21 protein-coding genes are annotated in these 21,110 nt (G+C 75.2%); 11 read left to right on the plus strand and 10 right to left on the minus strand.

Translation table 11 applies throughout. From position 1 onward, the window contains the following. Positions 1-14: 14 nt before the first annotated feature. The 5 genes from ABD976_RS16350 to ABD976_RS16370 all read left to right on the plus strand — a co-directional run bounded on the left by ABD976_RS16350 (position 15) and on the right by ABD976_RS16370 (position 4,783). Positions 15-1,181 (plus strand): acyl-CoA dehydrogenase family protein, encoded by a 1,167-nt coding sequence (locus ABD976_RS16350; RefSeq protein ID WP_345363959.1) that lies wholly within the window; start codon positions 15-17, stop codon positions 1,179-1,181. After that, positions 1,178-2,104 carry a bifunctional MaoC family dehydratase N-terminal/OB-fold nucleic acid binding domain-containing protein gene (locus tag ABD976_RS16355; RefSeq protein ID WP_345363961.1) on the plus strand — a complete coding sequence of 309 codons (927 nt, stop codon included), beginning with the start codon at positions 1,178-1,180 and terminating at the stop codon, positions 2,102-2,104. Before ABD976_RS16350 ends, ABD976_RS16355 begins: the two co-directional genes overlap by 4 nt. Next, complete coding sequence (locus tag ABD976_RS16360) at positions 2,104-3,210, plus strand: acyl-CoA dehydrogenase family protein (RefSeq protein WP_345363963.1); 1,107 nt, start codon at positions 2,104-2,106, stop codon at positions 3,208-3,210. Before ABD976_RS16355 ends, ABD976_RS16360 begins: the two co-directional genes overlap by 1 nt. A 62-nt stretch (positions 3,211-3,272) precedes the next feature. Then, complete coding sequence (locus tag ABD976_RS16365) at positions 3,273-3,617, plus strand: MaoC/PaaZ C-terminal domain-containing protein (protein WP_369774739.1); 345 nt, start codon at positions 3,273-3,275, stop codon at positions 3,615-3,617. Beyond that, positions 3,614-4,783, plus strand: coding sequence for a lipid-transfer protein (locus tag ABD976_RS16370; protein WP_345363967.1), 1,170 nt, complete (start codon positions 3,614-3,616; stop codon positions 4,781-4,783). Before ABD976_RS16365 ends, ABD976_RS16370 begins: the two co-directional genes overlap by 4 nt. Positions 4,784-4,787: 4 nt before the next feature. On the opposite strand, the gene ABD976_RS16375 is transcribed toward ABD976_RS16370, so the two are convergent. Genes ABD976_RS16375 through ABD976_RS16395 form a run of 5 tightly spaced genes read right to left on the minus strand, consistent with a single transcriptional unit; the run spans position 4,788 to position 10,176 of the window. Continuing rightward, complete coding sequence (locus tag ABD976_RS16375; protein WP_345363969.1) at positions 4,788-5,540, minus strand: SDR family oxidoreductase; 753 nt, start codon at positions 5,538-5,540, stop codon at positions 4,788-4,790. Beyond that, a complete protein-coding gene (locus ABD976_RS16380) occupies positions 5,537-6,541 on the minus strand; it encodes an acyl-CoA dehydrogenase family protein (protein ID WP_345363971.1) in 1,005 nt (334 codons plus the stop codon). Before ABD976_RS16380 ends, ABD976_RS16375 begins: the two co-directional genes overlap by 4 nt. Further along, positions 6,538-7,698, minus strand: a complete 1,161-nt coding sequence (locus ABD976_RS16385) for an acyl-CoA dehydrogenase family protein (RefSeq protein WP_345363973.1) — start codon at positions 7,696-7,698, stop codon at positions 6,538-6,540. The genes ABD976_RS16380 and ABD976_RS16385 overlap by 4 nt, the downstream gene beginning before the upstream one ends. A gap of 1 nt (position 7,699) precedes the next feature. Further along, a complete protein-coding gene (locus ABD976_RS16390) occupies positions 7,700-8,557 on the minus strand; it encodes an enoyl-CoA hydratase (RefSeq protein ID WP_345363975.1) in 858 nt (285 codons plus the stop codon). Next, positions 8,554-10,176 carry a FadD3 family acyl-CoA ligase gene (locus ABD976_RS16395; RefSeq protein WP_369774732.1) on the minus strand — a complete coding sequence of 541 codons (1,623 nt, stop codon included), beginning with the start codon at positions 10,174-10,176 and terminating at the stop codon, positions 8,554-8,556. The genes ABD976_RS16390 and ABD976_RS16395 overlap by 4 nt, the downstream gene beginning before the upstream one ends. A gap of 91 nt (positions 10,177-10,267) precedes the next feature. Between ABD976_RS16395 and ABD976_RS16400 the strand changes: the two genes are divergently transcribed. Beyond that, entirely contained in the window at positions 10,268-11,047 is a 780-nt protein-coding gene (locus ABD976_RS16400; RefSeq protein ID WP_345363977.1) for an SDR family oxidoreductase, read from the plus strand. Positions 11,048-11,088: 41 nt separating this feature from the next. Then, positions 11,089-12,240, plus strand: coding sequence for an acetyl-CoA C-acetyltransferase (locus tag ABD976_RS16405; RefSeq protein WP_345363979.1), 1,152 nt, complete (start codon positions 11,089-11,091; stop codon positions 12,238-12,240). Positions 12,241-12,252: 12 nt separating this feature from the next. Here the strand turns inward: ABD976_RS16405 and ABD976_RS16410 are convergent, their stop codons facing one another. Then, positions 12,253-13,374: an acyl-CoA dehydrogenase family protein gene (locus ABD976_RS16410; protein WP_345363981.1), complete on the minus strand. Its 1,122-nt coding sequence runs from the start codon at positions 13,372-13,374 to the stop codon at positions 12,253-12,255. Positions 13,375-13,481: 107 nt separating this feature from the next. On the opposite strand from ABD976_RS16410, the gene ABD976_RS16415 reads away from it, so the two are divergent. Both ABD976_RS16415 and ABD976_RS16420 read left to right on the plus strand, forming a co-directional pair. Further along, positions 13,482-14,663 (plus strand): acyl-CoA dehydrogenase family protein, encoded by a 1,182-nt coding sequence (locus ABD976_RS16415; RefSeq protein WP_345363983.1) that lies wholly within the window; start codon positions 13,482-13,484, stop codon positions 14,661-14,663. Between the two features lie 51 nt (positions 14,664-14,714). Continuing rightward, on the plus strand, positions 14,715-15,344 hold the full coding sequence (locus ABD976_RS16420; RefSeq protein WP_345363985.1) for a TetR/AcrR family transcriptional regulator: 630 nt from the start codon (positions 14,715-14,717) through the stop codon (positions 15,342-15,344). Here the strand turns inward: ABD976_RS16420 and ABD976_RS16425 are convergent. From ABD976_RS16425 to ABD976_RS16440, 4 genes are read right to left on the minus strand one after another with little or no spacing between them, the layout of a single operon-like run. After that, positions 15,322-16,422 carry an NAD(P)H-dependent flavin oxidoreductase gene (locus ABD976_RS16425; protein WP_345363987.1) on the minus strand — a complete coding sequence of 367 codons (1,101 nt, stop codon included), beginning with the start codon at positions 16,420-16,422 and terminating at the stop codon, positions 15,322-15,324. The two genes, ABD976_RS16420 and ABD976_RS16425, sit on opposite strands and share 23 nt — an antisense overlap. Next, a complete protein-coding gene (locus ABD976_RS16430; protein WP_345363989.1) occupies positions 16,419-17,171 on the minus strand; it encodes a CoA-transferase subunit beta in 753 nt (250 codons plus the stop codon). Before ABD976_RS16430 ends, ABD976_RS16425 begins: the two co-directional genes overlap by 4 nt. Beyond that, positions 17,168-18,040, minus strand: a complete 873-nt coding sequence (locus ABD976_RS16435) for a CoA transferase subunit A (RefSeq protein WP_345363991.1) — start codon at positions 18,038-18,040, stop codon at positions 17,168-17,170. Before ABD976_RS16435 ends, ABD976_RS16430 begins: the two co-directional genes overlap by 4 nt. Before the next feature lie 11 nt (positions 18,041-18,051). Continuing rightward, the gene (locus ABD976_RS16440; RefSeq protein WP_345363993.1) at positions 18,052-18,807 is read right to left on the minus strand and encodes an enoyl-CoA hydratase family protein; all 756 of its coding nucleotides are present in this window, start codon (positions 18,805-18,807) and stop codon (positions 18,052-18,054) included. Between the two features lie 111 nt (positions 18,808-18,918). On the opposite strand from ABD976_RS16440, the gene ABD976_RS16445 reads away from it, so the two are divergent. Together ABD976_RS16445 and ABD976_RS16450 are read left to right on the plus strand one after the other, a co-directional pair. Further along, a complete protein-coding gene (locus ABD976_RS16445) occupies positions 18,919-19,860 on the plus strand; it encodes an SDR family oxidoreductase (protein ID WP_345363995.1) in 942 nt (313 codons plus the stop codon). 60 nt (positions 19,861-19,920) lie between these two features. Then, the gene (locus ABD976_RS16450; protein ID WP_345363997.1) at positions 19,921-21,105 is read left to right on the plus strand and encodes an acyl-CoA dehydrogenase family protein; all 1,185 of its coding nucleotides are present in this window, start codon (positions 19,921-19,923) and stop codon (positions 21,103-21,105) included. Positions 21,106-21,110 lie beyond the last annotated feature (5 nt).

Here is a 21,110-nt window from a genome sequence, read left to right on the forward strand (position 1 = left end):
CGGAGGGAGTGTCGATGGACCTTCGGGAGACCGGGGCGCACCGCGCCTTGCGTGCCGAGCTGCGGGAGTACTTCGCGGGCCTGCTGCCCCCGGACGAGCGCAGGCGCGCCGGGGAGCAGGGCGTCGGCGGGGAGCGGTTCCGCGAGGTGGTCAAGCGGCTGGGCGCGGACGGCTGGCTCGGGATCGGGTGGCCGACCGAGTACGGCGGGCAGGGGCGCTCGGCCGAGGAGCAGTACGTGTTCTTCGACGAGGTGCAGCGGGCGGGCGTGCCGTTCCCGTTCGTCACCGTCAACACCGTCGGCCCGACGCTGATGGACCACGGCACCGCCGAGCAGAAGCGGCGGTTCCTGCCGGGCATCCTGGCCGGGGACGTCGTGTTCGCGATCGGCTACACCGAGCCCGGCGCGGGCACCGACCTGGCGGCGCTGTCCACCCGGGCGGTCCGCGACGGCGAGGACTTCGTCGTGGACGGCAGCAAGATCTTCACCAGCGGTGCCAACACCGCCGACCACGTCTGGCTGGCCTGCCGCACCGACCCCGAGGCGCCGAAGCACCGGGGGATCTCCATCCTGATCGTTCCGACCAGCGCCCCCGGCTTCTCCTGGAGTCCGATCAGGACGGTCGGTGGGATGGTGGTCACCGCCACCTACTACAGCGGGATCCGGGTGCCGGCCACCGACGTGGTGGGCGAGGTCGACGGTGGCTGGCAGCTGATCACCACGCAGCTCAACCACGAGCGGATCGGGTTGGCCGCGCTGGGCGGGCGCATGATCGAGCTGTGGGAGCAGGTGCTGGCCTGGGCGCGGGAGAACGGCGTCGCCGACCTGCCGTGGGTGCGGCAGGACCTCGCCCGCGCGCACGCGCGTCTCGAAGCGATGCGGTTGCTGAACTGGAAGATGGCCGGTGCGGTGGCGGCGGGCACGCTCACCGGGGCGGACGCGGGCGCGACCAAGGTCTACGGCACTGAGACGCACATCGAGGTGCAGCGGCTGCTCAGCGGAGTCCTCGGGGCCGCGGGCCGCATCCGCCCGGAGTCGCCGGGGGCGGCGCTGGCCGGGCAGGTGGAGCAGTTGTCCCGGCAGGGCTTGGTGAACACCTTCGGCGGCGGGGTGAACGAGGTGCTGCGGGACATGGTCGCGACGGGCGGGCTCGGCCTGCCGAGGGCGAGGCGCGGCGCATGAGCGGGGACTACGAGCGGCGGTTGCGGGAGTTCGCCGGCGCGGAGCTCATCGGCTGGCGGGCCGCGCCCGACCCGGTGAACCGGCCGATGATCCGGCACTGGGCCGAGGCGATGGGCGACCGGAATCCCGTGCACCTGGACGACGAGGCGGCCCGCGCCACCGGTCGCGCCGGGGTGGTGGCCCCGGCGTCGATGGTGCAGGCGTGGACGATGCGCGGGTACGCCGCCGCGGTGAATCCCGAGGGGACCGGCGGTCAGGAGGCGCTCTCGGCGCTGCTGGCCGAGGGCGGTTACACCGCCGTGGTCGCCACCGACTCCGAGTTCGCCTTCGAGCGCGAGCTCGTGCCGGGCGACCGCATCGGGATGACCGAGGTCGTCGAGTCGATCTCGCCGGAGAAGGCGACCGCGCTGGGCGCGGGTCGCTTCGTCACCACCGTGCGGACCTACCGGGACAGCGGTGGTGCGGTGGTGGCGACCCAGCGCTGGCGCACGCTGCGCTACCGGCCCGGTCCCGCGCCGGCCGCGCGGCGACCGCGGCCGGCGCTCAACGAGGACAACGCGTTCTGGTTCGAGGCGGCCCGCGAGCACCGGCTGCTGATCCAGCGCTGCGCCGCCTGCCGGGCGTTGCGGCACCCGCCCGGGCCGTGCTGCCCGGAGTGCCGCTCCTTCGACTGGGACACCGTCGAATCCGGCGGCACGGGCGTGGTCCACAGCTTCGCGGTCAACCACCACCCCCGGCACCCCGCCTTCGACTACCCGCTGGTGGTCGCGGTGGTCGAGCTGGCGGAGGGCACCCGGCTGATCGCGAACCTGGTCGACGTCGCGCCGGAGGACGTGCGGATCGACATGCCGGTGGCGCTGGACTGGCTGGACGCCGACGAGGAGCTGTCCCTGCCGGTGTTCCGGCCGGGAGGAGGACGCTGATGGATTTCGCGCTGGACGAGGAGTGGGCGACCGCGGCGGAGCTGGCCCGCGAGATCTTCGCCGACCACGCGACCGCGGAACGGCTGCGCGCGGTCGAGGAGCGGCCGGACCGGATCGACGAGGCGCTCTGGGCGCAGCTCGGGCGGGCCGGTCTGCTCGGGAGCGTGCTCGACGAGGACGTGGGCGGTGCCGGGCTGGGGCTCGGCGGGCTGTGCGCGCTGCTGCGCGAGCAGGGCCGGGCGGTCGCGCCGGTCCCGCTGTGGCCGTCGGCGGTGGCGGCGCTGGCCGTGGCCGGGTGGGGCGCAGACCGGCAGCGCGCGGCCCTGCTGCCCGGCGTCGCCGACGGGTCGGTGCGGCTCACCGCGGCGCTGGAGGAGTTCGGCCCCGCGCCGCCCGCGGCGCCGGCCTGCGCGGCCGAGGAGGACGGACCGCGGTGGCGGCTGACCGGGGAGAAGGCGGTGGTGCCCGCGCCGTTCGGGGCGGACCGGGTGCTGGTGTCCGCGATGACCGGGCGGGGGCCGGGCCTGTTCCTCGTCGCGGCCGGAGGTGCGGGGATCGGGTGGCAGCGGTGCGAGACGACCGATCGCGACGTCGCCGGGCACCTGCGGCTCGACGGCGCCCCCGCCGAGGCGGTCGGCGCCCCGGGTGGGGGAGCGCCGGCCGAGGTGCTGCGGTGGGCCTCGGTGGCGCTGTCGGCGTTGCAGCTCGGCGTCGCCGAGGGCGCCCTCGACCGCGCCGCCGGGTACGTGCGCGAGCGGGAGCAGTTCGGCCGCCCGCTGGGCAGCCTGCAGGCCGTGCAGCACCAGCTCGCCGACTGCTACGTGGAGGTCGACGCCCTGCGCGTCGCGGTGTGGCAGGCGGTGTCGGCCGTGGTGGCGGGGGAGCGGGCCGCCGAAGCGGTGCTGGTGGCGAAGTGGTGGGCCGGGCACGGCGGCCTGAACGTGGTGCACCGCGTGCAGCACGTGCACGGCGGGATCGGGGTGGACACCGACTACCCGGTGCACCGGTACTTCCTGCGGGGCAAGCAGCTCGCCGGGACGCTCGGCGGTCCGAGCGCGGTGCTCGCCGAGCTCGGCGACGTCCTCGTCGAGGGGCGGGCGCGGTGAGCCCCGGACCGCCCGCGGTGGGCCAGGAACTCCCGGCGCTGACCATCCCGGTGGACCGGACGATGGTGGTGGCGACCGCGATCGCCAGCCGCGACTACCAGGACGTCCACCACGATCCCGAGCTCGCCCGGCGCAGCGGGGCACCGGACGTCTTCCTGAACATCCTGACCACCAACGGGTTGGTGGAGCGGTTCGTCACCTCGTGGGCCGGAGCGCACGCCGTCGTGCGCGCCATCCGGATCCGGCTGGGCGCCCCGGTGCACCCCGGCGACGAACTGGTTCTCACCGGAGAGGTGTCCGCCGTGGACGGTCGTCGGGTGGAGGTGGCGGTGCGCGGCGAGCACGACCGGGGCGTGCACGTCAGCGGTGCGGTCGTGCTCGCGCTGCCGGAGGGGTGGGGCCGATGAGCACGTCGTCCGGAGCCGCGATCGCCGGGATCGGCGCGACCGAGTTCTCCAAGCGGTCGGGGCGCAGCGCGCTGCGGCTGGCCTGCGAGGCGACGCTCGCCGCGCTCGCCGACGCCGGTCTGGAACCCTCCGACGTGGACGGACTGGTGACCTTCACCGCCGACACCAGCTCCGAGATCCACCTCGCGCGCGGCACCGGGATGGGCGAGCTGACGCACTTCTCCCGCGTCGGCTACGGCGGCGGCGCGGCGTGCGGCACCGTCGCGCAGGCCGCGATGGCCATCGAGACCGGCGCCGCCGAGGTCGTGGTGTGCTACCGGGCGTTCAACGAGCGCTCCGGCGAGCGCTACGGCCTCGGCCAGGCGGACCGGGCGGTGGACCCCGGTGCCGACCGGGCGGCGTACTCCTGGATGACCCCGTTCGGCCTGAACACGCCCGCGCAGTGGGTGGCCATGTTCGCCCGGCGGTACCTGCACGAGTACGGCGCCACCACCGAGGACTTCGGCCGGGTGGCGGTGGTGGCCCGCGAGCGCGCCGCCACCAACCCGGCCGCCTGGTTCTTCGGCAGGCCGATCGCGCTGGCCGACCACCAGGCGTCGCGCTGGATCGCCGAACCGCTCCGGCTGCTCGACTGCTGCCAGGAGACCGACGGCGGCCAGGCGCTCGTGGTGGTCTCCGCCGAACGCGCCCGGGACCTGCGGCAGCCGGTGGTGCGGGTGCGCGCGGCGGCGCAGGGTTCCGGGGCGGAGCAGCACATGATGACCAGCTACTACCGCCGCGACCTCGCGACCCTGCCGGAAATGGGCGTGGTCGGGCGGCGGCTGTGGCAGCGCGGCGGGATCGGGCCCGCGGACGTGGACGCGGCGGTGCTCTACGACCACTTCACGCCGCTGGTGCTGCCGCAGCTGGAGGAGCTCGGGTTCTGCGGCCGGGGCGAGGCGAAGGACTTCATCGCCGACGGCCACCTCGGGCTCGCCGGGCGGCTGCCCACCAACACCCACGGCGGGCAGCTCGGCGAGGCGTACCTGCACGGCATGAACGGCATCGCCGAAGCCGTCCGGCTGGTGCGCGGCACCTCGTGCAACCAGCCGCGGGAGGTCGGCACCGCCGTGGTCACCGCGGGCACCGGGGTGCCGACCAGCGGTCTGCTGCTGAGCGCGCCGTGACGGGTCAGGGCCGGGTCGCGACGTAGCGGGCCGGGACTTCGCCGCCGCCGTGCACCGCGATGTCGGCCCCGGTGACGTAGGACGCCAGGTCCGAGGCGAGGTAGAGGCAGGTGCCCGCCACGTCGTCCGGGGTCGCCATCCGGCCCATCGGGATCAGCGACGCCACCGCCGCCCCGCCGTCCGCGCCGTACCCGGGTGCGGCGGCCTCGGTGCGCACCAGGCCGGTCGTGATGTGGTTGACCCGGACCCGGGGCGCCCACTCCAGGGCCAGGGCCCTGGTCAGCGCCAGCAGTCCCGCCTTGGCGGCGGAGTAGGCGGCGGTGCCCGGCTGGGGGTCGTGCGCCGAAACGCTGCCGATGTTGATCACGACGCCACCGGCGTCCCGCATCCGGGCGTGGGCGGCCTGCGCCACGTAGAACGGCGCCAGCAGGTTCAGCGCGACGATCTTGTCCACGAACCGGGTCGAGACCGTCGCCGCGTCGGCGTCCGGTGAGCCGCCCGCGTTGTTCACCACCACGTCCAGCCGGCCGCACCGCTCGGCCGCGGCGGACACCGCCGCCTCGGCCTGGTCGGCGGCGCGCACGTCGGCCGCCACGAACGTCGCGCTGCGGCCCGCCGCGGTCGGCGGCTGCTCGGGCGCGGAGCGCCCGCACACCACCACGTCCGCGCCCGAGGCCAGGAACGCCTCGGCGATGGCGCGGCCGATGCCCCTGGTGCCGCCGGTGATCAGCACCGCGCGTCCGGTGAAGTCGATCATGTCCGCCCTCCTCCGCTGCCGTCCGCCGCGCCGGTCAGCGCCTCCCGCACGCGGCGGCGGTGGAACGATCCGGTGCCCCACCCGCCGATCAGGGCGCGCACCTTGGTCAGCCACAGGCCGAGGTCGTGCTCCCGGGTGTAGCCGACGGCGCCGTGCACCTGCAGCCCGGTGCGGACCGCGAGGTGGGCGGCGTCGGCGGCGGCCACCCGCGCGGCGGACACGTCCCGCGCGGCCTCCGGCGCGGCGCCCGCCAGCGCGACCGCGGCCCCGCGCACGAGCGGGCGGGCCAGCTCCACGGCGACGGCCACGTCGGCCAGCAGGTGCTTGACCGCCTGGAACCGGCCGATCTCCCGGCCGTACTGGGTGCGCCGCGCGGCGTGGGCGACCGAGTCGTCCAGCACCCGCTGGGCCGCGCCGATCAGCTGGCTCGACACCGCCAGCACGCCGTGGTCGAACGCCGCGCCGCAGCCGATCGGCAGGAGTTCGCCCGGGGGCAGCGCGAAGAGCCGGCGCGCCGGGTCCACCGAGCGCAGCGGGCCGGTCCCGGTGCCGGTGCAGACCCGCACCTCGTCACCGGTGACGCTGAGCCGCAGCGCCGCGACGTCGGCGTCCAGGGCGTGCGGGACGTGCGGGTGCACCGCGACCGTGGCGAGGGACTCGCCCGCGGCCAGTCGGGGCAGCCAGCCCTGCCCGGCCGCGCTGCCCGCGAGCAGCACCGGGACGACGGCGGCGGATTCCACCAGCGGTCCGGGAACCGCGTGGTAGCCGAGCACCTCGAAGGCGATCGCCAGGTCCACCGCGTCCGCCCCGAGCCCGCCCGCGTCCTCGGGCACCAGCAGCGCGGTGACGCCGAGCTCGGCGAGCCGGTGCCACAGCGCGAGGCCGGGCCCGTGGTCGCCCTCGGCCCACGCCCGGGCGATCCCCGGCACGTCCGAACCGCGCAGCAGCTCGCCGAGGCTGGCGGCGAAAGCGGTGTGCTCGTTCGACGGCGCGAACCTCATCGGCGCTCCTTCGGCAGCCCCAGCAGTCGTTCGGCGACGGTGTTGCGCTGGATCTGGTCGGTGCCGCCGTAGATCGGCCCGGCCAGCGCGAACAGGTACCCGTTCGGCCACCGCCCGCCGTCCGGGGCGTCCGGATCGCGGCGCTCGGCGTCCGGCCCGAGCAGGTCCAGGGCCGTCTCGTGCAGCGCCACGTCGAGCCCGGACCAGAACAGCTTGGTCACGCTCGACTCCGGGCCGAGGTCGCCGCCGCCGGCGAGCCGGGTGAGCGTGCCGAACGTGTGGAGCTGGTAGGCCCGCGCGCCGATCCAGGCGTCGGTCACCCGGTCGGCGAGCGCGGTGTCGGCGGGGTCGGCTTCCCGGTGCCAGGTGCGCACCAGCCGGTCCGCGGCGGCCAGGAACCGCCCGGGGCTGCGCAGCGAGAGCCCGCGCTCGTTGTTCGCGGTGGTCATCGCCACCCGCCAGCCGTCGCCGACGGCGCCGAGCACGTCGGCGTCGGGCACGAACACCTCGTCGAGGAAGATCTCGGCGAAACCCGGCTCGCCGTCGAGCTGCCGGATCGGCCGGACGGTCACCCCCGCGGCGCGCAGGTCGAACAGGAAGTAGGTCAGCCCGCGGTGCCGTTCTCCGGCCGGACCGGTGCGGAACAGGCCGAAGGCGCGGTCGGCGTAGGCCGCGCGGGAACTCCACGTCTTCTGGCCGGAGAGCAGCCAGCCGCCGGTGGTCCGGGTCGCGCGGCTGCTCAGCGCGGCGATGTCGCTGCCGGCCTCGGGTTCGGACCACGCCTGCGCCCACACCTGCTCGGCGCGGGCCATCCGCGGCAGCACCCGGTCCCGCTGCTCCGGCGTGCCGTGGGCGAACAGGGTCGGGGCGAGCATGAACAGACCGTTCTGGTTGACCCGCCCCGGCGCTCCCGCAGCGTAGTACTCCTCCTCGAACAGCACCCACTCCAGCAGCGAGGCGTCCCGGCCGCCGTACTCGGCGGGCCAGGAGACCGCCGACAGCCGGGCCTCGGCCAGCTCCGCCTCCCACGCGCGGTGCTGGGCGAAGCCCTCGGCGGTGTCGAAGGACGCCAGCGGCCGCTCGGGCACGTGCTCGCGCAACCACGCGCGCACCTCGGCCCGGAAGGCCAGGGCGCCCTCGTCCAGGTCCAGGTCCACGTCAGCCCTTCCCGTCCGCCGACCGCGCCATCGACCGGGCGTCCTGCCCGCCGAGCGAATCCCCGCCGGAGACCTCCGCGTTGTGCGCGTGGGCCAGGTGGTGCAACCCGAACGCCGAATCCATCCCGGCCCGCATCCCCATCAGGTCCTCGGCCTGGTTCACCGCCTTCTTCGCCAAAGCCAGCCCGAAGGGCGGCATCCCGGCGATGCGGTCGGCCATCCCGGCGACCTCCGCGTCGAGCCGGTCGCGCGGGACGACCCGGTTGACCATGCCCCACTCCCGCGCCTGCGCGGCGGAGAAGCGCTCGCCGGTGAACAGCACCTCCTTGGCCGCGCGCGGCCCGAGCACCCACGGGTGGGCGAAGTACTCGACGCCGGGGATCCCCATCCGCAGCACGGGATCGGCGAAGAACGCGTCCTCGGCGGCGACGATCACGTCGCAGACCCAGGCGAGCATCAGCCCACCGGCGATGCAGGCGCCTTGGACGCGGGCGATCACCGGCTTCGGGATCTCCCGCCAGCGGCGGCACATGCCGAGGTACACCTCGGACTCCCGGGCGAAGCGCTGGTCCCCGCCCCGCTTGCCGACGTGGTCCCACCACAGCACGGCCGCGCGGTCGAAGGAGGTGTCCACATCGCGCCCCGGCGTGCCGATGTCGTGGCCTGCGGAGAAGTGCTCGCCGGCCCCGGCCAGCACGACCACCGCCACCTCGTCGTCGTCCACCGCCGTCGCGAAGGCCGCGTCGAGTGCGTAGGTCATCGCCGAGTTCTGCGCGTTGCGGTACTCCGGGCGGTTCATCGTGATGGTCGCGACCGGTCCGCGCCGGTCGTAGCGCACCACGGCGTCGTCCTCGTTCATCCCTGCTCCTCCCCGTTCGTGGCGCCGAGCCGCTGCTTGAGGACCTTGCCCGCGGCGTTGCGCGGCAGGGCCTCGACGAATTCGACCTGGCGCGGCACCTTGAAGTTGGCGAGGTGCTCGCGGCAGTGCGCGATGACCTCGGTCGCGGACGGCTCCGCCCCACCGCGGCGGACCAGGTACGCCTTGCCCACCTCGCCGAGCCGGGCGTCGGGCGCGCCGACGACGGCGGCGTCGGCGATCCCGGGCAGCCGGGCGAGCACCTGCTCCACCTCGGCGGGGTAGACGTTGAACCCGCCGCAGATGTACATGTCCTTGATGCGGTCGGTGATGCTGAGGTAGCCCGCCTCGTCGAGCACCCCGGCGTCGCCGGTGCGCAGCCAGCCCCGGTCGTCGATCGCGGCGGCCGTCGCGGCGGGGTCGTCGAGGTACCCCAGCATCACGTTGGGCCCGCGCAGCAGCACCTCGCCCGGCTCGCCGGGACCGAGCGGGCGCCCGTCGGGGTCGACGACGCGGACCTCGAACCCGGCGGCCGGGCGGCCGGAGGTCCGGGCCACCGCGTCCGGCTCGTCGCCGCGGTGGCACATCGTCGCCACCACCGCTTCGGTGAGCCCGTAGGCGGTGAGCACGTGCTCGAAGGCCAGTTCCCGGCGCATCCGCCGCACCAGCGCGACCGGCACGGTCGCCGCGCCGGTCACCGCGATCCGCAGGCTGCTCAGGTCGTGCCGGTGCCGGTCGGGGTGGTCCAGCAGCACCTGGTAGATCGTGGGCGCCCCGGGCAGGACGGTGATCCGCTCCGCCGCGATGAGCCGCAGCGCGGCCCCGGCGTCGAAGGTGCGCTGCGGGACGACGGTGGCGCCGCGCAGCAGCGCGGCCAGGATGCCCGCCTTGTAGCCGAAGCTGTGGAAGAACGGGTTGATCACCAGGTAGCGGTCGGCCTCGGTGAGCCCGGTGCGCTCGGCCCACGCGTCGGCCACCGCCAGCGCCTGGCGGTGCGCGCTCATCGCCCCCTTGCTCCGCCCGGTGGTGCCCGAGGTGAACAGCACGTCGCTGACGTGCTCCGGGGACAGCGCCGCGATCCGGGCGTCCACCGCGCTTCCCGGGACCGCCGCCGCCAGCGCCGGTACGTCGTCCCACCGGAGCACGCCCGCTTCCGCGGCCACCGCGCCCTCGACGGGCACCCGCAGCACGGTGCGCAGCTCCGGGAGCCCGGGGACCGGTCCGCCCGGCCCGTCCCCGGCGGCCTCGCGCAGGCCGCTCAGCCGGTCCTGGCCGAGGAACGGCCCGGCCACCACCAGCGCGCGGGCCCGGCTGCGCGCCAGCACGTCGCGGGCCTCGGCCCCGGTGAACCGGGTGTTGATCGGCACCAGGACCGCGCCTACGCAGAGCGCGCCGAGCGCGGCCCGGACCCAGTGGTGCGTGTTCGGCGACCAGATCGCCACCCGGTCGCCCGCGCCGATCCCGCGGGCGAGCAACGCCCGGGCGCAGTCGCGGGCCGACGCGCGGAGTTCGCCGAAGCCGAGCCGGACCGGCCCGTCCACCAGGGCTTCGCGGTCGCCGAAGCGGCGCGCCGCCGCGTCCAGCGCTGCCGGGACGGTGGTGCGTTCGCCGATCCGGTCCACTCCGACACCTCCCAAGCAAGTGCTTGGTGGCTTATCCTACGCACGGCGGGCTCCGTTGAACAGACGTCGTGGAGCCGCCCGAGGAGGACACGTGATCCCACCCCCCTACCCGCGAGCGCACGACCTGCTCGCCGCCAAGGTCGTCGTGATCACCGCCGCGGCCGGGACCGGCATCGGCTCCGCGGTCGCCCGGCGCAGCCTGGAAGAAGGGGCGTCGGTCGTGCTCAGCGACGCGCACGGGCGCCGGCTCGCGGCCGCGGCCGAGGAACTCGGGGCGGAGTTCCCGGACCGGGTGCACGCGCTGCGCTGCGACGTCACCGACCAGGAGCAGGTCGAGCGGCTCGTCGAGGGCGCCGCCGAGCGGTTCGGCCGCATCGACGTGCTCGTCAACAACGCCGGGCTCGGCGGCAGCCGGTCCATCGTGGACATGTCCGACGACGAGTGGCGCCGGGTCCTCGACGTCACGCTGGACGGCACCTTCCGCTGCACCCGCGCCGTGCTGCGCCGGTTCCTCGCGCAGGGCGGAGGTGGCGCCGTGGTCAACAACGCCTCGGTGCTCGGCTGGCGGGCGCAGGCCGAGCAAGCCCACTACGCCGCCGCGAAGGCCGGGGTGATGGCGCTGACGCGCTGCGCCGCGCTGGACGTCGCCGCGCACGGCGTCCGGATCAACGCCGTGGCGCCGAGCCTGGCCGCGCACCCGTTCCTGGCCAAGGTGACCTCGGAGGAGCTGCTGGCGCGGCTCGGCGAGCGCGAGGCCTTCGGCCGTCCCGCCGAACCGTGGGAGGTGGCCAACGTGGTGGTCTTCCTGGCCAGCGAGTACGCCTCGTACCTCACCGGCGAGGTCGTGTCGGTCAGCGGCCAGCACCCGTGAGCGGGACCGTCCCACCCCACCGGCCCGACGAGGAGGCGACCATGCCCGAGGCCTACATCATCGATGCCGTCCGGACCCCGGTCGGCAAGCGCGGCGGCGCGTTGTCCGCGGTGCACCCCGCCGACCTGGGCGCGGCCGTGCTCGCCGCCCTGCTCGACCGCGCGGCGATCGACCCGGCGCTGGTCGACGACGTGGTCCTGGGCTGCGTCGACGCGATCGGACCGCAGGCGGGCAACATCGCGCGCACGTCCTGGCTGGCCGCCGGGTTCCCGGAGCACGTCCCGGGGGTGACGGTCGACCGGCAGTGCGGTTCGAGCCAGCAGGCGCTGCACTTCGCGGCGCAGGCGGTCCTGTCCGGCACCGCCGACCTCGTCGCGGCGGGCGGGGTGCAGAACATGAGCGCGATCCCGATCAGCGCCGCGATGCTCGCCGGGCAGCAGCACGGTTTCCCCGATCCCTTCGGGGGCTCGACGGGCTGGCGCGCCCGGTACGGCGAGCAGCAGGTCTCGCAGTTCCGCGGCGCCGACCTGATCGCCGAGCACTGGGGGATCTCCCGGGAGCGGATGGAGCGCTACGCCTTGCGCAGCCACGAGCGCGCGCTCGCCGCCCTCGACGCCGGGCGGTTCGACCGCGAGCTGGTGCCGGTCGCGGGCGCGACCGCCGACGAGTGCCCCCGCCGGGGGACCAGCACCGAGCGGATGGCCGAACTCCCCGCGCTGGCGGACGGTTCCCGGCTCACCGCGGCGGTGGCCAGCCAGATCTGCGACGGCGCCAGCGCGGCGCTGGTGGCCTCCGAGCGGTTCGTCGCCGAGCACGGGCTGCGCCCCCGAGCGCGGATCCACCACCTCGCCGTGCGCGGTGCCGATCCGGTGTGGATGCTCACCGGCCCGATCCCGGCCACCGAGCACGCGCTGCGGCGGACCGGGCTGTCCGTCGACGACATCGACCTGTTCGAGGTCAACGAGGCGTTCGCCAGCGTGGTCCTGGCGTGGCTGGCCGAGACCGGTGCCGACCCGGACCGGGTCAACGTCAACGGCGGCGCGATCGCGCTCGGCCACCCCATCGGCGCCACCGGGACGAAGCTGTTCGCCACCTTGCTGTGCGAGCTGGAGCGGCGCGGTGGCCGCTACGGCCTGCTGACCATGTGCGAGGGCGGCGGCACGGCCAACGTCACGATCGTCGAGCGGCTGTAGCGGCGCGGCGGTTCACGGCCGGGCCCGCAGGAGCGCGGCCTCCAGCCGCCGCCGGTGGTCCCGCGGCGTGCCGAAGAGCTGCGCGCTGGAGTGCGCCCGCTTGAGGTGCAGGTGGGCCTCGTGCTCCCAGGTGATGCCGAGGCCGCCGTGGAGCTGGACGCCTTCGGCGGCCACCGCGGCGTAGGTCTCCGAGCAGTACGACTTGGCCATCGCCGCCCACTCGGCCGCCTGCTCGGTGCGGTGGGCGACGGCCCAGCTCGCGGCCCAGGACATCGACCGGGCGGACTCGACGGCCACGAACAGGTCGGCGAGGCGGTGCTTGAGCGCCTGGAACGAGCCGATCGGCCTGCCGAACTGCTCGCGCACCTTGGTGTACTCGACGGTCTCGCCCAGCCAGCGCTGCGCCGCCCCGACCTGCTCGGCGGCCAGCGCCGCGGCGGCGACGTCCCGGCAGCGCGCCAGCGCCGGTTCCGCGCCGCCCGCCGCGCCGATCAGCCGGGCCGGCGCGTCGTGGAAGGTGAACCCGGTCCAGCGGCGGGTGGGGTCCATCGGCACCGCGTCGGTCCGGGCGTGCGGCAACGCCCCCGGGTCCACCTCGAACAGCGAGGGGCGGGTCCCGGTGGTGGCGACGACGAGCAGGACGTCGGCCTCGGCGCCGTCGAGCACGAACAGCTTCCGGCCGGTCAGCAGCCACCGGTCGCCGTCGCGGCGCGCGAGCGCGGCGCACGCCGAGGTGTCCCACCGGTGCTCCTGCTCCGCCCAGGCCAGCGCCGCGACGGAGCCGCCCGAGGCGATCCCGGGCAGCAGGCGCGCGGCGGCGCCGGGATCCCCGGCGGCGAGCAGCACCTGGCTGCACAGCACCGCGCTGCCGAGGTACGGGCTGGTCACCAGCCGCCTGCCGAGCTCCTCGACGACGATGAGGGCCTCCACCAGACCGGCGCCGCTGCCGCCGTGCTCCTCGGGGACCGCCAAGCCGTGGGTGCCGATCTGCTCGGCCATCCGCGCCCACAGCGCCGCGTCGTGGGCCGCGGCCGGCGCCTCCGGCGGGGGGACGTCCGGACCGCCCCGGCGGTCCAGCAGGGTGCGGACGGTCCGGCGCAGGTCCTCCTGCTCGTCGGTGAACGCGAAGTGCACGGTGTCCTCCCGGTGGTGGTGCTGGCGCGCCCGTTCCGCGCCAGATTAGCCGTAGCAAGCAAGTGCTTGGTAGGATCACGGGGACGCCGGATTCCGGGGAGGCTGGAGTGGATCTCGCGGACAGCGCGGAGGAAGCGGCGTTCCGCCGCGAGGTGCGGGACTGGCTCGGCGACCACCTGGCGGGTGAGTTCGCCGAGGCCAAGGGGCTCGGCGGTCCCGGCCGCGAGCACGAGGCCTTCGACGTGCGGCTCGCGTGGGACCGCCACCTCGCGGCGCACGGCTGGACCTGCCTCGGCTGGCCCGAGGAGTTCGGCGGCCGCGGCGCGTCGCTGCACCGGCAGGTGATCTTCCACGAGGAGTACGCGCGCGCCGGAGCACCGGTGCGGGTGGGCCGGATCGGGGAGGAGCTGCTCGGTCCGACGGTGATCGCTTTCGGCACCCCCGAGCAGCAGCGCCGGTTCCTTCCCCCGATCGTGTCGGTGCGGGAGCTGTGGTGCCAGGGCTACTCGGAGCCCGGCGCGGGCTCCGACCTGGCGAACCTGTCGACCAGGGCGGCGCTCGACGACGGGGAGTGGGTCGTGCACGGGCAGAAGGTCTGGACCTCGCTGGCGCACGTGGCGGACTGGTGCTTCCTGCTCGCCCGCACCGATCCCGCCGGATCGCGGCACGCGGGGCTGTCCTGCCTGCTGGTGCCGATGGACCAGCCGGGCGTCCAGGTGCGGCCCATCGTGCAGCTCACCGGGACCTCCGAGTTCAACGAGGTGTTCTTCGACGGTGCCCGCACCGGAGCCGACGACGTGGTCGGCGCGGTCGGCGAGGGCTGGCGCGTCGCGATGGGCACCCTCGGCTTCGAGCGCGGCGTGGGCACCGTGGACCAGCAGGTGGTCTTCCGGCGCGAGCTGGCCGGGATCGTGGCGCTGGCCAGGAGCAACGGGGCGATCGAGGACCCGGTGCTGCGGGACCGGATCGTGCGGGCCCGGATCGGCCTGGAGATCATGCGGTTCCACGCGCTGCGCACCCTCACCGGGGTGGCCGAGGGGACGTCCGGCCCGGAGGCGTCCATCGCGAAGCTGTACTGGGCGGGCTTCCACCGCGGCCTCGGCGAGCTCGTGATGGAGGTGGCCGGGGCGGGCGGACTGGCCGCGGGCGGGCCGCCGTACGAGCTCGACGAGTGGCAGCGGCTGTTCCTGTTCACCCGGGCCGACACGATCTACGGCGGTTCGGACGAGATCCAGCGCACCATCGTCGCCGAGCGGGTCCTCGGGCTGCCCCGGGAACCGCGTCCGTGACCGCACCGCGCGGCCGGGGCCGAACCGGGTTCTGAGAGGATGGGTTCCGTGGTGAGTGCGAAGAACGCGTCCCCCCGGGCCGCGACGCGGGAAGCGGGTTCCGGACGGCGCGCGGAACTGCTGGCCATCGCCGGGGAGCTGTTCGCCTCGCGGGGGTTCCTGGCGACCACGGTCCGCGAGATCGCCGACGCGGCAGGCATCCTCTCCGGCAGCCTGTACCACCACTTCGACTCGAAGGAGTCGATGGTGGACGAGATCCTGCGCGACTTCCTGGACCACCAGCGCGCGATCAACGACGAGGTGCTGCGCGCGCACCCCGACGCGCGCACCGCGATCGCCGAGCTGATCCGGCAGTCCTTCCGGGCGATGCACCGGTACCCGCACGCGGTCGCCATCTTCCAGAACGAGTCGAAGTACCTGGCGCAGTTCGACCGGTTCGAGTACCTGTCCCGGGCCGCCGCCGAGTTCGAGCGCACCTGGACCCGGGTGCTGCGGGACGGTCAGCGCGCGGGCGCCTTCCGCGGCGATCTCAACGTCAAGCTCGCCTACCGGTTCATCCGGGACACCGTGTGGACCTCGGTGCACTGGTACAACCCGCGCGGCCGGCTCACCGCCAACGTCGTCGCCGAGCAGTACGTCGCGATCTTCTGCGACGGGATCAGCGAGCCGGACCGGGCCTGACGGTCGCGGCGCGGTCGGCGAGCACGGCCGCCGCCTCGCCGACGATGCGGTCGACCAGTTCCGCGCAGCTCGGCAGCTCGTCGATGACGCCGGCGACCTGCCCGGCGGGCAGCACCCCGGCCTGCGGGCGTCCGTCGACCAGCGCGGCCTTGATCAGCATCGGCGCGTTCGCGGCCAGCAGGACGCTGCTCCAGGGCAGCTCGTGGTTCCGGCGCAGCGCCAGGCCGTCGGCGAGCATCCGCCGCCAGGACATGCCGGTCAGCTCCTTGAACGCCCACGCCTGCCGCAGCGCCGCGGGCAGCCGGCGCAGCGGGTGCGCCGACTCGGCCGCGCGGGTCAGGCCGGTGCGCAGCATCCGGTGCGGCATCCCGTCCACCCGGGAGGTCACGACGGTGTCCGAGGTCGCCGCGGCGAGGTAGTGGCGCTTGACCGCGTCGGGCACGGCGCTGTCGGTGGTCAGCAGGAACCGGGTGCCCATCGCGATCCCGGCGGCGCCGTAGCACAGGGCCGCGGCCAGCCCGCGCCCGTCGAAGAAGCCGCCGGCCGCGATGACCGGGACGTCCACCGCGTCGACCACCTGCGGCAGCAGCAGGGTGGTGGCGACCGCGCCGGTGTGCCCGCCGCCTTCACCGCCCTGCACCACGACCGCGTCCGCACCCCACGCCGCGACCTTCTCGGCGTGCCGCCGGGCGCCGACCGACGGGATCACGACCACCCCGGCGTCCTTGAGCCGGCCGATCAGCCGTTCGTCGGGCGCCAGGGCGAACGAGGCCACCGCGACGCGCTCGCGGATGAGCAGGTCGACGCGTTCCTCGGCGTCGCCCGCGTCGGCGCGCAGGTTCACGCCGAACGGGCGGTCGGTGCGCCGCTTGACCTCGGCGATGGCCTCGGCCAGCCGCGAGGTGCTCATCGTCGCCGAGGCCAGCACGCCCAGCGCCCCGGCCTCGGCGGTGGCCGACACCAGCCGGGGCCCCGCGACCCAGCCCATCCCGGTCTGCACGAGCGGGTGCCGGACGCCGGTCAGGCGGCACAGCGGGGTGTCGAACGCCGGGGCGGTGTCGAACGCCGGGGCGGTCACGCCGGGACCTCGCGGTGCCGCAGGCCGTCCGGGTCGAGGGTGCGGCGGATCAGGTCGAGCTCCTCGCCGGTGGGCAGCCGGGTCTCGGCCACCTCGTCGACGGCCAGCGGGAACCCGGTGCGCTGCTGCACCTGCTCGGGGGTCACGCCGGGGTGGACCGAGCGCAGCCGCATGGTCCGGTCCGGGCCGGTGAAGTCGAGCACGGCCAGGTCGGTCACCACCACCCGCACGTCGTGGAACCGCGCCCCGGCGCGCCGCGCCCGGTCGTGGCCCACCCCGGAGACGAGGTCGACGGAGTCGACGAACACCCGCTCGCCGTGCCGGGGGACCCAGTAGTTGGTGGTGTGGTTGATCGTGTTGCCCGGGGCGCCGCGCACGCCGATGAGCTGCACCGACGGCTTGTCCCACGGGCCGATGCGGGAGATGTTCTGGTTGCCGTGGCGGTCGATCTGGCTGGCGCCCATCATCACCTGCCGCCGCCCGCCGGCGAGCAGGTCGAGCACCCGCCGGTACGGCATCCAGCCCTCCACGGGTCCGGCGCCGCGCTCGGCGCCCAGCGGCGGTGGCTCGGCGAGCAGCAGCGCTTCGCCGTCGGTCAGCAGCAGCTCCGGGGCGCTGGTCAGCCGGGCCAGCCTCGCCCCGAGCGCGGGGATCAGCCCGATCGGGGAGGCCAGCACGCAGCCGGCGTCCCGCCAGGTGTCGGCGCAGGCCGCGGTGCAGACCTCGGCCCGGGTGACGTCGTCGGTCATGCCACCGCTCCTCCGGTCGCGTGGAACGCGTCGACCGCGTCCTGGTAGGACTGCTCGTCCCCGGCGAGGAACTCCGCGCGGAAGCGCTCCCAGCTCTCCCGGTCCGCCCCGCTCGCCGCGTACCGGCGCTGGAACGCTTCGTCGCGCGGGTAGTCCGGGGCGCAGTCGGTGAAGTGCGCGCCGCGCGGCGCGTGCACCACGCCGCTGGAGTGGGTCCGGTTGATCAGCAGGGTCTGCGGCCCGCCCTCGTCCAGCAGCGCGGCGGTGGGCACGACCTGTTCGCAGCTCACGAAGCTGCGCCGCGCCGCGGCGCACAGCAGGTCGTCGAAGTACGGGTCGGGGCCGAGGTACTGGGCGTTGCCGTACCGGTCGGCGCGGTTGAGGTGCACCAGGGCGGCGTCGAGTTCGAGCGCGGGCATCGCCACCAGCTCCTCGCGGTCCGGGTACGGGGAGGTGACCGTGCGCAGGCCCGGGTTCAGCGCCACGACGTCGGAGCCGATCCCGGCGCGCGTCGGCAGGAACGGCAGCCGCGCGGCGGCGGCGCGCAGGCCCGCCAGCACCATGCCCTCGTCGTACTCGGCGACCTGCGGCTCCCCGCGCTGCCGCGCGGCCCGGAAGTGCGGGTCCAGCGGGATCGAGTCGAGGGACACGAACCCGTGCACCAGCGTCCGCACCTTGCCCGCCGCGCACAGCAGCCCGACGTCGGGGCCGCCGTAGGACACCAGCGTCAGGTCCGCCAGGTCCGAGCGCAGGATCGCCCGCACCAGCGCCATCGGCTTGCGCCGCGACCCCCAGCCGCCGATCCCGATCGTCATGCCGTCCGCGAGCTCGGCGACCACCGCGTCCGCGCTCATCAGCTTGTCCCGCATCCGCGCTTCCCTCACGTCTCGGCACCGCCGCCGCGGGCGAACGCCCGGCGGGCCCGGTCCGCCGCCCCGGCGAGGGTGAGCTCGAAGGTGAACCCCTGCTCGTACCGGTAGCCGCGCCGCACGTCCACCGGGTCGATGCCGTTGAACGACTCCTTGGCCATCCGCACCACCCGCGGGTCCTTCGCCGCGATCTCCGCGGCGAGCTCCAGCGCGGCGTCGAGCAACCGGTCCGGTTCGACCACCCGCCACACCGAGCCGAAGCGGTGCAGCTCCTGCGCGGTGGCGGTGCGGCCGGTGTAGTACAGGGCCCGGGCCGCGTGGTGCGGCACCAGGCGGGACAGGTGGGTGGCCGCGCCGAGCGCGCCGCGGTCCACTTCGGGCAGTCCGAAGGTGGCGTCGTCGGCGGCGATGATGACGTCGGAGTTGGCGACCAGCCCGATGCCGCCGCCCAGGCAGTACCCGTGCACGGCGCTGATCACCGGCACGGGGCACTCGTAGGCGGCGGCGAACGCCTCGGCGCAGCCCCGGTTGACCTCGACGAGCGCGCGGTGCCCGCCGTCGGCCGCGAGCTCCTTGATGTCCACGCCCGCGTTGAAGCCCCGGCCCGCCGCCCGCAGGACCAGGACGCGGGTCGCCTCGTCGGCGCCGACCGCGCGGATCGTCGCGGCCAATTCGTGCCAGGCGCGGGCGGGCAGCGCGTTCACCGGCGGGTGGTCGACGGTGAGCACCACCGTCCCGTCCTCGCGCCGTTCCCAGGTCGTGCTCACGAGCCCTCCAAAACCTAGCAATTGCTTGGTTGGGTGGTTACGGTAGCAACGGGGCGGGCGGGCCGCCAGTGCCGGTTCCGTGCGAGCGCCCGGAGGAGCAGGAGGTGGACGGTGCCCGGAATCTGCGACGGCAGGGTCGTGGTGGTCACCGGTGCGGCGCGCGGGCTCGGCCGCGCGCACGCGCTGGAATTCGCCCGGCAGGGCGCGAAGGTGGTGGTCAACGACATCGGGGTGGCGCTGGACGGCAGCGGTGGCGACGGCGGCCCGGCGCGCGCCGTGGCGGCCGAGATCCGCGCGCTCGGCGGGCGAGCGGTGGTCCACGGGGCCGACGTCGCGGACTGGGACCAGGCCCGGGATCTGGTCCGGTGCGCCGTCGAGGAGTTCGGCCGGCTCGACGTCCTGGTGAACAACGCCGGTTTCGTCCGCGACCGGATGTTCGTGAACCTCGCCGAAGCGGAGTGGGACGAGGTCGTGCGGGTCCACCTCAAGGGGCACGCGGCGACCACTCGCCACGCCGCGGCGCACTGGCGGGACCGGGCGAAGTCCGGCGAGCAGGTGGCGGCGCGCGTGATCAACACCTCCTCCGGCGCGGGACTGCGCGGCAGCGTCGGGCAGTCCAACTACGCGGCGGCCAAGGCCGGGATCGCGGCGCTGACCGTGAACACCGCCTGCGAGCTCGCCCGCTACGGGGTCACGGTCAACGCGATCGCGCCGTCGGCGCGGACCCGGATGACCGAGGAGGTGTTCGCCGGGGCGATGGCGCGGCCCGGCGACGGCGCTTTCGACGCGATGGCACCGGAGAACGTCGCCCCGCTGGTCGTGTGGCTGGGCAGCGCCGACTCCGGCGACGTCACCGGGCGGGTGTTCGAAGTGGGCGGCGGTGCGCTGACCGCGGTCACCGGGTGGCGGTGCGGTCCCGGCCGCGACGTCGGCAGGCGGTGGGAACCGGCGGAAGTCGGCGCGGCGGTGCGGGATCTGCTCGCCCGCGCCCCCGAACCCGAACCCGTGCACGGCAGCGGTCCCGGTCAGCGGGAGAGGGCGCGCGACCGGTGATCCGGTCCTGCGACGGTGGACCGGGTAGGCGGGGCGGCACCGGCGGGAAGCGAGCAGAACATGACCAACGAGGTACTCGACCGCATCGTGGCGCGGGCCGACGAGATCCGCGACCTCGGCCCGGTCAACGAGGAACTCGGTCGGCTGGACGACCAGGCGGCGAAGGCCCTGCGCGACTGCGGCGCGATCCGGATGCTGCAACCCGCCCGCTACGGCGGGGCCGAGGCGCATCCCCGCGAGTTCGCCGAAGTGGTGATGGCCGTGGCGGCGCTGGACGGCTCGGCGGGCTGGGTCGCCGGGATCGTCGGCGTGCACCCGTGGGAGATGGCCTTCTGCGATCCGGTGCTGCAGGAGGAGGTCTGGGGCGCCGACCGCGACACCTGGATCGCCTCGCCCTACGCCCCGATGGGCATCGCCCGCCCGGTGCCGGGCGGGTACGTGTTCAACGGGCGCTGGCAGTTCTCCTCGGGCACCGACCACTGCGACTGGATCTTCCTCGGCGGGTTCCTCGGGGACCCCTCCGGGGCGCGGGCGCAGCCGCCGGTGTCGATGCACCTGGTGCTCCCGCGCTCGGACTACCGGATCGTCGAGGGGTCGTGGGACGTGGTCGGGCTGAAGGGCACCGGGAGCAAGGACGTCGTCGTGGAGGACGCGTTCGTGCCGCAGCACCGCGTGCTGGAGTACGCCAAGGTGGTCGACGGGACGGCCGCGGCGGAGGCCGGGCTGCGCAACCCCCTCTACCGCATCCCGTTCTCCTGCGCGTTCCCGCTCGGCATCACCGCCGCGGTGATCGGCATCGCCGAGGGCGCGCTCGCCCACCACCTCGACCACCAGCGCGACCGCGTCCAGATCACCGGCACCCGGGTCGCCGACGACCCGTACGTGCTCACCGCGATCAGCGAGGCCGCCGCCGAGATCCACGCCTCCCGGGTGGCCTTGCTCGACAACGCCGGCCGGATGTACGACCGGGCCGAGGCCGGGCACGAGTTCACCTTCGCCGAACGCGCGATCGGGCGCCGGACCCAGGTGCAGGCCGCGTGGCGGGCGGTGCGCGCGGTCGACGAGGTCGTGGGGCGCTCCGGCGGCGGCGCGATGCGGATGAGCAACCCGATCCAGCGATTCTGGCGCGACGCGCACGTGGGCCTGGCCCACGCGATCCACGTCACCGGTTCGGTCTTCCACGCCTCGGCGCTCACCGAGATCGGCGTGGAGCCGCCGGAAGGCCCGATGCGCTCCATGATCTGACGAGA

It is taken from the genome of Saccharopolyspora cebuensis (assembly GCF_039542665.1).
Classification (GTDB): Bacteria; Actinomycetota; Actinomycetes; order Mycobacteriales; family Pseudonocardiaceae; genus Saccharopolyspora; species Saccharopolyspora cebuensis.